General features: G+C 50.6%; 17 protein-coding genes. All 17 read right to left on the reverse strand.

The window, feature by feature from the left end; all coding sequences use genetic code 11:
- Positions 1-3 precede the first annotated feature (3 nt).
- The gene (traU, locus tag AACU19_RS15455; protein WP_000830183.1) at positions 4-996 is read right to left on the reverse strand and encodes a conjugal transfer pilus assembly protein TraU; all 993 of its coding nucleotides are present in this window, start codon (positions 994-996) and stop codon (positions 4-6) included.
- Complete coding sequence (traW, locus tag AACU19_RS15460; RefSeq protein WP_001203720.1) at positions 993-1625, reverse strand: type-F conjugative transfer system protein TraW; 633 nt, start codon at positions 1623-1625, stop codon at positions 993-995. Before traW ends, traU begins: the two co-directional genes overlap by 4 nt.
- Positions 1622-2008, reverse strand: coding sequence for a type-F conjugative transfer system protein TrbI (gene trbI / locus AACU19_RS15465; protein ID WP_105279153.1), 387 nt, complete (start codon positions 2006-2008; stop codon positions 1622-1624). The genes traW and trbI overlap by 4 nt, the downstream gene beginning before the upstream one ends.
- Complete coding sequence (gene traC / locus AACU19_RS15470; protein ID WP_001064245.1) at positions 2005-4632, reverse strand: type IV secretion system protein TraC; 2628 nt, start codon at positions 4630-4632, stop codon at positions 2005-2007. Before traC ends, trbI begins: the two co-directional genes overlap by 4 nt.
- Positions 4633-4791: 159 nt before the next feature.
- On the reverse strand, positions 4792-5013 hold the full coding sequence (gene traR, locus AACU19_RS15475) for a conjugal transfer protein TraR (RefSeq protein ID WP_001278687.1): 222 nt from the start codon (positions 5011-5013) through the stop codon (positions 4792-4794).
- A gap of 134 nt (positions 5014-5147) precedes the next feature.
- The gene (traV, locus tag AACU19_RS15480) at positions 5148-5663 is read right to left on the reverse strand and encodes a type IV conjugative transfer system lipoprotein TraV (RefSeq protein WP_000809838.1); all 516 of its coding nucleotides are present in this window, start codon (positions 5661-5663) and stop codon (positions 5148-5150) included.
- Positions 5660-5911, reverse strand: a complete 252-nt coding sequence (trbG, locus tag AACU19_RS15485; RefSeq protein ID WP_001038342.1) for a conjugal transfer protein TrbG — start codon at positions 5909-5911, stop codon at positions 5660-5662. The genes traV and trbG overlap by 4 nt, the downstream gene beginning before the upstream one ends.
- 11 nt (positions 5912-5922) lie before the next feature.
- Positions 5923-6120, reverse strand: coding sequence for a conjugal transfer protein TrbD (locus tag AACU19_RS15490; RefSeq protein WP_001324648.1), 198 nt, complete (start codon positions 6118-6120; stop codon positions 5923-5925).
- Positions 6107-6697: a conjugal transfer pilus-stabilizing protein TraP gene (gene traP / locus AACU19_RS15495; protein WP_032151923.1), complete on the reverse strand. Its 591-nt coding sequence runs from the start codon at positions 6695-6697 to the stop codon at positions 6107-6109. The genes AACU19_RS15490 and traP overlap by 14 nt, the downstream gene beginning before the upstream one ends.
- Positions 6687-8114, reverse strand: a complete 1428-nt coding sequence (gene traB, locus AACU19_RS15500; protein ID WP_000146655.1) for an F-type conjugal transfer pilus assembly protein TraB — start codon at positions 8112-8114, stop codon at positions 6687-6689. The genes traP and traB overlap by 11 nt, the downstream gene beginning before the upstream one ends.
- Positions 8114-8842, reverse strand: a complete 729-nt coding sequence (traK, locus tag AACU19_RS15505) for a type-F conjugative transfer system secretin TraK (RefSeq protein ID WP_241957782.1) — start codon at positions 8840-8842, stop codon at positions 8114-8116. Before traK ends, traB begins: the two co-directional genes overlap by 1 nt.
- A complete protein-coding gene (gene traE / locus AACU19_RS15510) occupies positions 8829-9395 on the reverse strand; it encodes a type IV conjugative transfer system protein TraE (protein WP_105279154.1) in 567 nt (188 codons plus the stop codon). Before traE ends, traK begins: the two co-directional genes overlap by 14 nt.
- Positions 9396-9416: 21 nt before the next feature.
- On the reverse strand, positions 9417-9728 hold the full coding sequence (gene traL / locus AACU19_RS15515; protein ID WP_000012106.1) for a type IV conjugative transfer system protein TraL: 312 nt from the start codon (positions 9726-9728) through the stop codon (positions 9417-9419).
- Positions 9729-9742: 14 nt separating this feature from the next.
- Positions 9743-10141 carry a type IV conjugative transfer system pilin TraA gene (traA, locus tag AACU19_RS15520; protein WP_105279155.1) on the reverse strand — a complete coding sequence of 133 codons (399 nt, stop codon included), beginning with the start codon at positions 10139-10141 and terminating at the stop codon, positions 9743-9745.
- 42 nt (positions 10142-10183) lie between these two features.
- Positions 10184-10399: a conjugal transfer relaxosome protein TraY gene (gene traY, locus AACU19_RS15525; protein WP_000086381.1), complete on the reverse strand. Its 216-nt coding sequence runs from the start codon at positions 10397-10399 to the stop codon at positions 10184-10186.
- Positions 10400-10534: 135 nt separating this feature from the next.
- Positions 10535-11182 carry a conjugal transfer transcriptional regulator TraJ gene (gene traJ, locus AACU19_RS15530; RefSeq protein WP_000332519.1) on the reverse strand — a complete coding sequence of 216 codons (648 nt, stop codon included), beginning with the start codon at positions 11180-11182 and terminating at the stop codon, positions 10535-10537.
- 190 nt (positions 11183-11372) lie between these two features.
- Positions 11373-11756: a conjugal transfer relaxosome DNA-binding protein TraM gene (gene traM, locus AACU19_RS15535; protein ID WP_105279156.1), complete on the reverse strand. Its 384-nt coding sequence runs from the start codon at positions 11754-11756 to the stop codon at positions 11373-11375.
- Between the last annotated feature and the right edge of the window lie 152 nt (positions 11757-11908).

Raw genomic sequence — 11908 nt, forward strand, 5'->3', positions numbered from 1 at the left:
ACTTCACAGGAAGACACAGTTACGTTTACGCCACATCAGGTAGCCGAAGTTTTTCTTTGTGTTGGGCGGATTTTTCCCGGTTTCCCAGCGGGTCACGCTGCGCCCGAACGGGTGGCACTGCCCGCTATCCGGATACATATTCACCATCTGGTAACGCCAGCGTTCTTTGGGCAGGATTGGGGACGGATATTCATTACAGACGGCGTTATTTTTCCCGATGGTTTCCATAATCATGCCCTGACGGTGCAGCTTGAACGCCATGCGTTCACTGACCAGCAGGGAGGACTGCAACGGACTGGACTCATTACTCACCCAGCCATTGAACGGGTACATACTTCCCTGCGAACCGGCACACCAGAACAGAACATCGAGAGGCATATTAAAGGCGCTGGCAATCGCATCTGCTGCGCAGGCTCCCTGTGCTATCGGATTGGCAAAGATGACAGCTTCCGGATTGAGAATGGTGGTCAGGCTGCTGTCCGTCCAGGTGGGGTCGATTTCAGAAAGATAAGCGATATCCAGGTCACCACCTTCCAGACAGCCCAGCGATGTGATGATGTTCAGCCAGTACGTCAGCGGGTATTTGTACCAGTGAACGTGATAGAACGCCCCATTTACCTGCTTCTCATCCTTTTTCGCCGTTCCCTGTGCCGTTTTACCAAAAGCCGGCAGGCTGAAGCCCAGGTTCACCATGCATCCCGGTGATCGGGTGACGTCCGTCAACGCCATCGGCTCCCAGTAACCAATGGCCAGCCCGATACGCCTGAACAGCGGCGGCGGTGCCGGACAAATCTGAATGGGCATCGACGGGTTCGCCGTGTCGGGGACCTTACCCTGACTGACTTTGATACTGCCCAGCGAGAGCGGGAAAATACAGCTCCAGCAGATATCTGTGATCGGGTTTACAAAACGCCCCTCACAGGCAGAATCCGCAGACGCCGCAGGGACATGACCGGCGAAAAGGAATAACATCAGCAGCCACAGCCTTCGCTTCATTTTCTGCCCTCCTCTGCCGGAATAAATTCCACCTTCAGGAAGCGATCGCCGGGAACGGCGCTCACCCGTGCCGGGACCTGATCAATGCCGAGGCGCTGGCAGAGCACACCGTTCTGGTCAAAGTAAACACGGCTGTCCAGAGACTTCTGCATCTCCGGGATACTGCCCTGCACGAGGATAATTTTGCTCTCCAGTGTGGGCGGCGTCTGGCGTTTCATCCAGGCCACCTGCGCCGGATCATCGCCATTGATGAAATACAGCGTCTGGTTAAAAGGAACATACTGCAGCGGATTCATCACTTCACCCTGACGGGCAAACACCCGCCCTTCGTTATCCCGGATATCCGCAGCCAGTCTGACGGACGGGTCAAACAACCGGCTGCCGTATTTCTCCGTGCGTCCGATACCGGGCACGGCAGGGGGCCGCAGACTGTTGCGGATCACCCGCTCCTTAAAGGCATCCATTTTCCGGCCCATCTCACCGGACTGCTCCAGTGCCGTCAGGCGCTGCATGATCACCGTCAGCATGTCCGGCTCCTTTACCGGCCACAGATCGCCCCAGGTACCAAGATCGGCGGCGGCCACACTCTGCCCCCATATCAGCAGGGCAATCAGCCCCCGGCATCTCATGGTTCCGCCCTCATTCGCCGGGCAATATCCTGCTGGATTTCCCGGGTGATATCCGGTGCCCCCTGTACCACAGCAGGCGACACCAGAATGACCGCGTGGTGTTTCTGCTGCCACGCCTGCAGGCTGGCTTCCAGTGCCGTGTTAAAACGCGCTGAAAGGGCTTTTGACTGCGCTTCTGACAGTTGTTTCTGACTGGCGCTGTCAAAAAACGCATCCACGGTCTGTTTCATGTTGAAGGCGACAGTCACCGGTGCGTTCAGTCTGGCAATGCCGTAACTGACGGCTGCGTTCAGTAACACCATTGCCAGGCATCCCGGCACCGTCCACCACCAGTGGCTGCGTCGTTCTGCCGTGACGTCGGCGGGTTTCTGCGTTGAACTCATGCCACACTCCTGTATTTCTCATGTTCTTCCAGCCAGGCTTCCAGCGAAGCCATCTCCGGCCCTGACTTCTTCCACGCCAGCTGCCACACTGCCTCATGAATACTCAGCCCCTCTTTACGCTTCTGCTGCACAAACTCAAAATCCGGGCCGTCAGAGCTGTACATGGCGCGGCTTAACGGGTCCACAAACAGACGGTGCCAGGAGGAATGGTTTTCCACCTGCAGCAGGAAGGAACTGAACCACTGGTCTTTGGCCGCACCAAACTTACCAATCATGTCGCGCTGCAGTGGCAGGAACTGGTCCGGATACAGTTGGTTGTATTTCGCGAACTCCTTCGCACTCTGTTTGAGGATAATTTTGTAGGAGGAGTTACCCCATGCCGCGCGGGCAGCACTGGAGGCCTTATCAGAGTCAAAGTCGACGATGTTCTGTGTGATGGTGATATAGGCACCGGTATGACGGCGGGCCGTACGGTAGCCTTTCTCAATAAATTCACCGACCTTGTGATTTTTGAAGTCCAGCAGACGCCAGCCTTCATCAATAACGTTCAGTTTCTTGAGGTTACGCGGCGTGCGGTACATCCTGTTCTCGATGTAGATAATCAGGGAGAACATCACCGCAACCAGCAGTGACGGACGGTCTTCCAGTCCGCCCAACTCCAGCACCACCATTTTTGCGTCATCCCGCAGGGACGGCTCATCAGAGTTAAAATACTGGCCGTAAGTGCCGTTGGCAGTGTACTGGTCAAGCAGCACAATCATTTCGTCCAGACGGCTGCGGATAGTCGGTGACTCGGCATACTGCTCGCTGTCACTGGCGTTTTTCAGGAAATCCACCACGTCATCAATACGTGCTCTGTTCTCTTTGGCCAGCCAGGAGGCTCTGACCGCCTGCAACAGCAGACCTTCATGCACTTCATCCAGGTTACCGTTGGGGCTGGCCATCACTGACAACTGGTCACGGACACGCTCCGCTGACTGGTCAATATCGGTGATGTTCGCAAACGGGTTAAAACGCAGGGTTTCACCGTCCAGATACACCCCGCCCATGTTCTCACACAGGGACTTATATCCATCCCCCATGTCGAACACCACGGCAAAGCCTCCGGAGTCCAGCACGCTGCGGATAAGTGGCTGTATCAGCCCGGTTTTACCGGCCCCGGAGGTGCCACAGACCGCCATGTTGTAGTTGGTGTTATTCATCCCCCGGAAGAAAATATCGATAAACGCCAGCTGGTTACGGTAGGTGGGTGCCAGCAGACCTGCCGGTGTCAGGGGGTTATCCGCCACTAACGGCATCAAGTTGGCAACATTAAAGCTCTCTGCGCGCTGAACCACTCCGGCCTCTTTCAGCTGTTTAAACAGCCCTTTCCCGGCCATAAAGGGCAGGCAGGTCAGGAAATTGCGCATGTGGTTAAAGCGCGGTGAAATCAGCTCAAAACCGTTTTTACGAAAGCTGTTCAGGATGTCCTGCTCCACTTCCAGCGCCGTTTCATTATTGTCCTTGCAGAATGCTGTGATGTTGAGGAAGTAGGACACCACGGAGGACTGACCGGAGCCCAGCCGCTGACGCAGTTCCCCCCACTCCTTCGCCTCTTTCTCCACGGACGGAAACCATTTGGCATAGGAGGTCTTCGACTTTTTCTCCAGGTCCATGTACTTCAGGTTGGCTTCGCTGTGGGTTTTCACCTGGTCTTCCACCACCAGAGTCAGCGTCAGGATGAATGGACAGGAGATGGACAGTTCCGGGTTCAGCAGGTTGCTGTAGTTGTCGGCCACGTTCCACAGGAAGGCGATTTCCGGGTTACGGGCCAGATGGAAATTCAGGATGCGGGCCGTGCTGTTCCTGCCGTTCTCACGCAGGCCCAGCGTCAGGTAATCAGCCCGGACTTTCAGATCAAAACTGTCCTCCACACACTGATAATTCAGATCAGAATACGGGTCCAGCTGACGTCTTTTCGGGTACAGGGAGTCCGGGTTATGGTTAATCATCTCCCCGACAATATCGATAAAGGCCTGTGCATCCACCGTCTGTGTGGTGATACTGGCCCCCTGTAACGACGCCCGGATGATTTTCACCAGGTTTTCCATTTCCAGAATGTCGGCCCGGCTTTTTTTCTTCGAAGGAGAACAGTACGAGATAAACACCCGGTAATGGCGCAGGGTCAGGGGCAGATTCATCCCCTCCGGCAGCGGAAACTGTGTCGCTGCCGCTTTCATATAATAGGCCCGGGTAATGGCGTTAAACCGTTCAGCCTGTTCACCTGACCAGGAGAACTCACGCAGCCCGTATTCAATCCTGTCACCAACCAGCTGACTGGACATCAGATGGATACACAACGGAATACCGCGCGGCAGTTTGGTGCGCAGCATGTGATCGAGGGCCTCCACAATGGACTCATTCGCCCCATTGATGGGGATGGCTTCCAGCATAAAGCCCATCGTGGTGTCATTCATGAACAGACCGGATTCCTGGTTGTAATCACGGTACGGCAGCAGACGGCTGAACTGCGGGAAGCTCATTTCGCCCAGAACTTCATTGGCCTTTGCGGATTCGTCAGGCAGTTTCAGTGCTGTGACGAGGGAGTTAACCGCCTGAGTGACGGCCTCAAGTGGGTTATTCACATGAATTCCTTAGTTGAAAAATAAAGCGAGAAATGCGGTAGCCATGAAGGGAATACCTGTAATTAACGCGCCATTTCCCGGCTCATATACAAAGATTTCTGTTTTCTGAATATCCACTCATGTTCATCCGGAATTAAATCACTATGTTCTGCGACTGACTTATGCATAATGTTTTCTCTGTCTTTCCTGATACGCCTGACATTCAACGCACAACGTCACACCGGGAAATATTTTCCGCTGGGCTTCCGGAATAGGATTTCCGCATGCTTCACAGAGATAAACAGGAATACCATGAGCATTTATTTTCTGGCGTATCCGGTTTATTCCTGTCATGGTCAGTTGTTCTGTCACTGAATATGCTTCATCGGCTTCATCACTCACGGAATATTCCTCCCGACATGTTCTGACACGCTACCGCCCATCCCTTTTCACGCACAGGGCACTCGTTTTACAGGCAGATTTTGAATACAGAAAGCCCGCCGGCATTGCCGGCTGATATACAACTTCAGGGCCAGTTAATTAATACGTGGTTTTCCCCACGCAGACGGTTTAATAACAAAAAACACGCTGGATGGCTGATGATAAACATCCTGGTTATCAATATAAGGCGCTATCCATAATGCTGCCGTCTGCTCACCCGTTCTTAGCGGACGAGGAGGTGTTACCGGCGTAACTGAACTGACCGGAACAACCGTTTTCACTTCCCGGGCAGCGGTAAACAGCGGGCGAGGTGCCAGCAGTTTCTGCTCCGGATGTGCTGTCACCGCAGGTCTGCTGCCGGACGGAGTGGTCGCGGTGACGGTCTGCACCGGCATTGTCCGGAAGTTCCCTTCAGCCAGGCGCGGCAGTGATGCCGCAACCGGCTTTGCTTCTGAGGACTGCTCCAGTTTTTTGGCCTTCTCATTGGCCTGCTCCATCGTCATACAGGTATCGGATGTGGTGGCGTTACACTCAAATTCCGTACTGGTTCCGGCACAGCCGGAAAGTAATAAGGTCCCCAGCAGAGGAATAAAGAAAGAAATCTGTTTCATTGTCCCTCACCTTTCTCATCGCAGTTCACAAAATCCTTCTTCAAATCCCTGACCGTACAGGTTTTTACAATGTCAGGATTTTCAAAAACCGTACTCCGTGATGATTTATAAACATATGCCACAATGCGTTTCCCACCCGCATCAGGTTCTGGTGCACTGACTTCACATAACGGAGGTGTTATTCCGGACTCATACAGCACCGGATAATTTATTTTTTTGACGCTGCCATCAGAAACCAGCTTATTCATCGAAGGGTTCCTTATATTTCTGAATTCTTCATCACACCGACAGCAGTCATATTAAAATTGTCCGGCAATGACTCAGAACCGAATTTCTCCGGTGCAGGAAGTACGATTCTTGTGGCGCAGTTACTGAGAACAGCATGCATAAAATCATCTGACACGGTTTTACCCGGCACAGAGAGGGCTGTAATAACATTAATATTACGCATGTTCATTTTTATCTCCGTTGTTTCTGTTTGTTCTGTCATCAGGAAGATAAACAGGGCATTTCCTGATTTTTCCCGGCAGGGAAGCGTCTTCCGTATAACCTTCCTTCAGATGTTCATCTGCGGTTACCACCCGGATACATTTCATTTTTCCGGGTCGCACCGGATATTTCCCGGTGATCGCTGCCAGCGAGACATACATCAGTGCCAGTGTTGCCCATAATGCGGTGACCAGTTGCATCAGTGACCGGTCAGTCTCCCTGACATAATCTGCAGCATCAGCCGCGCGGTAATGGCAGATATCCTGTATTTCTGATCTGCCTGAAGAATCAGAGGAAGAAAACCAGCATTCACTGACCGGGAACTGTCCGGCAGGTGCTGTTTGTCTTACGAAGTTAATCTCCTTAACCAGTAATTTCCCCGGCGTGGTGTTGTCCTTCCATAAAACAAACAGAGCCATCAGGGCCATTGTGGCCAGTGGCAGAATGACGGTGTACTTCAGACACCAGAACAGTCCTCGCAGAACCCGGGCGACAACATACCGGGCGGCATGGCACGCCTGACGGGACGACATATTATTTGCCATCGTTGCCCCCTCCCTGGCTGCCGGACATAAACTGCTGCGGATTCAGGTTGCCCAGCTGCTTCAGCATCTGGTCAGTATTAAAGCCGTTAAGATGACTTTCAGCCGATGGCGGAACAGGAACCGGACTTTCCGGATTGTCTTCTTCCGCTCTGCTCTGCGTGCGTTCCAGCGCCATCTCTTCCACGGTTTTCAGCTGGAAGCCGTCCTGGAACACCACGGTCACTTCGTTGCCCGCACCAATCGGTATCACCGGGTGATACTGTTCGGCACGTTTGATGTAGTAGTCACTGAGCGTCTGTGCGGCTTTCGATGCGCCGCCACCGATACCCATTTTCAGGACATCACCAGCCCCGTAAGCGGCTGTGGCACCCAGCCCGACAGCCGGCTGGGAGGCGCGCTCCATTCCCTGACCGATACCGTCAACAAATCCCGCGCCCCATGCCCAGCCGAGGATTTTGCCGTTACGCATCACCACTTCGCCCTTGATACCGTTTTTACCCCGGAAGCTGACATGCCCCTTAATCGGCATATCAATAGTTTTGCCGTCCTTCAGGCAACTGATATTGCGGGTGCGTACAATGGCACGCTCACTGGACACATCCCCCCAGGCTTCCAGACCCACAAAACATCCCGTTGCGTCATACGTCTTGCTGTTCGGCATTTCCACCAGGCCGGTGATACGCAGCTGCATCGGCACCGTGGATTCATTACCGGTGACAGAGGCATTGGCATCCGCCCCTTCAATCAGCATGGCTTTCGCAAAACTTCCTGACGGAATGTACGGCAGTGATGGTCCCTGTTTTCCCTCATTACGGGTAAACACCTTACGCTGTATCCGGTTAGGCACCGGCACAGACTGGTACGTCACCTGTGGTGGTGGCGTGACACCATTCCCGGGATAAAACGCCGTCGGCGGTGGAACAGCAACGCTGCCCTGCGGCGGGAAGGATACGGGGGTGTTTCCTGGCTGTGGTTCGCCTTCCGGGCCGGGCGGTGAGGCAGGCATCTGCGGTACAGGCTCACCGGTCGCCGTGACGGGATTAGCACCCAGGGCTTTTACCTGCTCTGCCAGGGCGGCATTGTCCTGTCCCAACTTTTCAATACGACGCTGGTCATCACCGCGCTGTTTGTTCAGAACATCCAGCTCACGACGGATTTCCTCATACTGCTTCTGCATCTGCGCTGCCGTCACCTGCATCTCGGTGGTGGCATGCTGACGCACCTTGTCATCAAAGGTCGTATCCACCACACCGGTCATATCCGGCACAGGCTCCTGTTCAGCCACGGTTTCACCGTTACCGGACATGTCCACATCAGACAGATACAGCGCACCACCAATCGCGGAGGCTGCACCGACAACCACAATCCCCAGCCACAGGTACTGCTTGCGTTTCACAATGGTATTGATACTGGCCATCAGTTGCCCTCCCCGTCACGGATGACATACACATCCATGCGCGCACCTGCCAGTAACTGGCTGGCAGGCTGGCTGAACATCACGGCACGGGTTCCCGGCTGCCAGAAATCACTTCCCCGGATATTCAGGGCAGACAGCGTTTTATTTTCCACGGTAAAGCGGACCATCTTCAGGTGATTCCCCATCCATACTGCATCTGCCACTGAAGACAGACCCGCAGGGGCCTTCAGGGTTTCCTTTGTCACAGGAACCTGATACCAGCCTGCAGGTAATTTTCCGCCACGGACAGCCTGGCTGATGGTCACAAGCAGGGATTCGTAAGGCGTGGACGTTTCCCACGCGCCGGCTTCTTCTCCGGTTCCGCGCAGGTCACTGACCAGCTGAATGGTACGCCCCGCGCCTTCACGGGGAACGGCCTGAATGGAAAGATTCAGACCACGTTCTGTTTCCAGAATGAACGTAAAGGGCTTTTTGTTGACGGTGGCAACCACCACACCGCCGGAGGCGGTCTGCTCATTATTGGTCAGGGCACCATCCAGACTGTTCACGGCGATAATCCGGTCACCGGGAACGGTAAACAGATTCGGGCTAGTATTGCTGATGGCAATACTAGCCTGACCACCGTTCACCATTGGCACCACGGTGGGGGCCAGCGTACCGTTTGCGGCCATCACGCTGCAGGAAAAAAACAGGCTGCCGAATATTATTGCCGTATTATTTTTTCTCATCGTCTGTTTCCCCGAAATTATCCAGCCAGGTCACCCCGTTTTCCCGCTTTAGAATAAGGATGTAATGTTTGATATCAGTGAAAGGTTTTGAATCACCAATCCAGGTTTTAAGCACACCACGAATTTCCACACGGCCATACTGAGGCCAGACACGAACACTGGTCTGGAAAAAGGCTGAGCTCACGTTATCGTTTTTAATACGCTTCGCTTCTTCAGCCAGAATAACTTTCATCTGGTTCTGTGCGCCCGGGCGGATATATTGCAGAAGCGCCTGATGTGAGGCATCGACGGTTTCTGATGAAACATTCAGACGGAGGGCAATAAATGACAGCGCCATCTGCTGTAAATAAGAGGCGTCAGCACTGTTCTGTGACACGGCAAAGGGGGCATTAAATGCCATTGGCGTCACGGCAGTGCGTTGCTCATTCTGAAGACGGTAGTTATTCACCCCCTGAATGACGTTAACAGAGAGGCTGAGAACAATAAGCACTGACATAAATATAAAGGCGATGGCCATTACACGACTGGTACTTAAACGGGCACCGTGTTCCATATAACAATCCTGGTATCAGTTCTATTTAATCCACTGCCGGAAACACGAATCGGGAACATTATGAAAAATACCGCGCAGCAGGGCTGTTGGCATATACCAGTAAATCAGGTCACGTAACCAGGAACTGCCCCGCCCTTTTTTCAGTTTTTTAATCCCGAAATAAACCAGAACCGCTGCACCAATACCGAACAGATATTTCGATGTTGTGATACCCCAGCCAATACAGATTGCTGCGGGGATCAGTTCATCCAGTGGCAGGCCAAACCAGCGGCTCTGGTTGGTCAGTGTTTCCGGGAAACGATATTTCTTAAGTTTATTCTCGTCTCCCGACATCGTTTTATTTCCTGTCAGAGGCCAACGACGGCCATACTCACAGCAATAAATACAGAGATGATGGCAAAACCGGCCAGGTACTTGACGTTTTTGGTCATCATGTACATGACCGCACCGACCAGAACTTCAGCCAGAACAACCCATTTAACAACACTGGAGTCCTTACCGAAGGTCGCCTTAACCGTGGTGTTACCGCTTGCCATCAGGTCCTGACCACTACTGCCGGCGGCCATCGCCAGCTGCGGGAAGAACATCATCAGAACAGCAGCTGGGATCACAGCGCGAGCCAGGCGAAGCATATTCAGACGAGAGGGTCTGAAAGAGAAATACTTTTTCAGACGAGTAAATTTAGAAAAAAACGACTTATTTCTGACGGGCGCAGAAGCACCCTGAACACTTAAAACGGCGTCCATATGATTCCTCTGTTTAATATTGATAGTAAAAAATAAAACTCTTTATATATCGTCGATGTCTTCAGCTTCCTCCTTTACTAAAGATGCATTATAAAAGTCGGGAAAACGATTGAGATGATCTTTTAGTCTAATGAACACCTCATTAGTTTTTGTTCTTCCGCTACGATCCCTGGCTGCTAAAAGTTTCTGATTAGTTGTCTCATCCAGTATTAATAAGACTTTGTTACCTGGTGCGGCTCTGGTTCTCCCTCTGCTCACGTTCCCTCCGCATAATTACTTGAGATAATAAAATATAATCATATAAATCATCTTTAATGAAAACAAAAATAGAGTAAATTATATTAACAAAAACGGGAACCAATGGTTCCCGCAAAGTAACAATAAGTTAACAGCTTATCTTCCCAATATTTCTTTTACTTTAGCATATAAAGGAAGTATCCTTTCCGTTCTAATCATTTCATCCAACCAGAGATCTCTAGAACTAAATCCATATCGTTTAAATAATTTCATGGTTTTCTTCTTTGATTTAGACACAGTGATGTTCATCTTTGCTGATGAATAATGATGGCTAAACCCTATCAGATATGGCTCAATACCTACATATTCATCAGAGGGTACAATTAATTCATTGGAGTATTTAGACACAACAAACGATGACAGATTATCATTTGCTACCCCAATAAACCTCCAGATAAAGAAATAGCCGCATGGTGTTATAACACTTTCTATAATCACACTCCATAACGTATTATTAAGTAATATGTCATTATTACAATTTACACCATAAATAGAAGAGGATGATACAATCTCTGCTCTAGATAACTGTAATTTACATTCCAACGTTAAACTATCAAACCATTCATCACATGAATTAAATGACGATCTGATAAGTTTTTCAAAGCAGTTATTTTCCTTAATAAAAGAACCATCCTCGAAGCGGACACATACAGGATATTTTAAAAACGAAATAGCCTCTCCAAGACTATGAGGGAAATGCAATTGACTGATGAGTGCTCTTTCTCTACGATCCATCGCACACATAGGAACCTCCGTTAAGGATTCTATGGACAGTCGATGCAGGGAGTGGCTGCTCCCTGCATCGGCGATTTTCAGTTTCAATTTTTAACGTGGCATTAACCACGTAATCAATATACTAATTACTCTGATTATTGTCATCAGTTCGAACCATAAAAAACTCTGATATTTGAACAAAGTCAAAATTTATTTCCCTTTATTCATCATCATTTTTTGGAAAGAACCTTTCCATCTCAACCGACACCTTCTCTCTGATATCTTCAACCATATTGGCATATTCAAACTTCGGGTTTCCGGAAACATGAGGGCTAAGAGACTCAATACCTAAAATCTTTGCCACTGTTGACTGCGTTTTTACAACACATTCAAGAAGAAGTTTATTAAACTCTGCCTGATTAAATGCTGATTCTTTTCGTTCCATCTGCGCTTCATAAACTCGCAATCCTAACTCAAGCAACATAGAGGCAATACTTGAATAACTAATATCTTTCTCTTTTGCTCCCTCTGCTCGCCTCTGCACAGCAATAGCATTTATTTTTTCAGATACATGGTCATTAACATAAACCTGAATTTTGGCCATAACACACCTTATTTATCTTCCTAAACAAACAATATGTTTTCGTGCTCTCTATTCTGCACCTTACGACGAGTCGCCATTAGATTCATCATACTAAAATCACGATTCACTATACGAATCAGCAATCATCAAATGACGAATCTAATATAGATTCT

Source organism: Escherichia sp. MOD1-EC4550, from assembly GCF_963876935.1.
GTDB classification, from domain to species: Bacteria; Pseudomonadota; Gammaproteobacteria; order Enterobacterales; family Enterobacteriaceae; genus Escherichia; species Escherichia coli_F.

What these genes read in the sequence shown, in the direction of transcription:
- trbI (WP_105279153.1), bottom strand. Translation starts at nt 2,008, where the DNA reads ATGAGTTCAACGCAGAAACCCGCCGACGTCACGGCAGAACGACGCAGC.
- traM (WP_105279156.1), bottom strand. Translation starts at nt 11,756, where the DNA reads ATGGCCAAAATTCAGGTTTATGTTAATGACCATGTATCTGAAAAAATA.
- traW (WP_001203720.1), bottom strand. Translation starts at nt 1,625, where the DNA reads ATGAGATGCCGGGGGCTGATTGCCCTGCTGATATGGGGGCAGAGTGTG.
- traP (WP_032151923.1), bottom strand. Translation starts at nt 6,697, where the DNA reads ATGGCAAATAATATGTCGTCCCGTCAGGCGTGCCATGCCGCCCGGTAT.
- traL (WP_000012106.1), bottom strand. Translation starts at nt 9,728, where the DNA reads ATGTCGGGAGACGAGAATAAACTTAAGAAATATCGTTTCCCGGAAACA.
- traE (WP_105279154.1), bottom strand. Translation starts at nt 9,395, where the DNA reads ATGGAACACGGTGCCCGTTTAAGTACCAGTCGTGTAATGGCCATCGCC.
- traU (WP_000830183.1), bottom strand. Translation starts at nt 996, where the DNA reads ATGAAGCGAAGGCTGTGGCTGCTGATGTTATTCCTTTTCGCCGGTCAT.
- traJ (WP_000332519.1), bottom strand. Translation starts at nt 11,182, where the DNA reads ATGTGTGCGATGGATCGTAGAGAAAGAGCACTCATCAGTCAATTGCAT.
- traK (WP_241957782.1), bottom strand. Translation starts at nt 8,842, where the DNA reads ATGAGAAAAAATAATACGGCAATAATATTCGGCAGCCTGTTTTTTTCC.
- trbG (WP_001038342.1), bottom strand. Translation starts at nt 5,911, where the DNA reads ATGAATAAGCTGGTTTCTGATGGCAGCGTCAAAAAAATAAATTATCCG.
- AACU19_RS15490 (WP_001324648.1), bottom strand. Translation starts at nt 6,120, where the DNA reads ATGAACATGCGTAATATTAATGTTATTACAGCCCTCTCTGTGCCGGGT.
- traB (WP_000146655.1), bottom strand. Translation starts at nt 8,114, where the DNA reads ATGGCCAGTATCAATACCATTGTGAAACGCAAGCAGTACCTGTGGCTG.
- traA (WP_105279155.1), bottom strand. Translation starts at nt 10,141, where the DNA reads ATGGACGCCGTTTTAAGTGTTCAGGGTGCTTCTGCGCCCGTCAGAAAT.
- traV (WP_000809838.1), bottom strand. Translation starts at nt 5,663, where the DNA reads ATGAAACAGATTTCTTTCTTTATTCCTCTGCTGGGGACCTTATTACTT.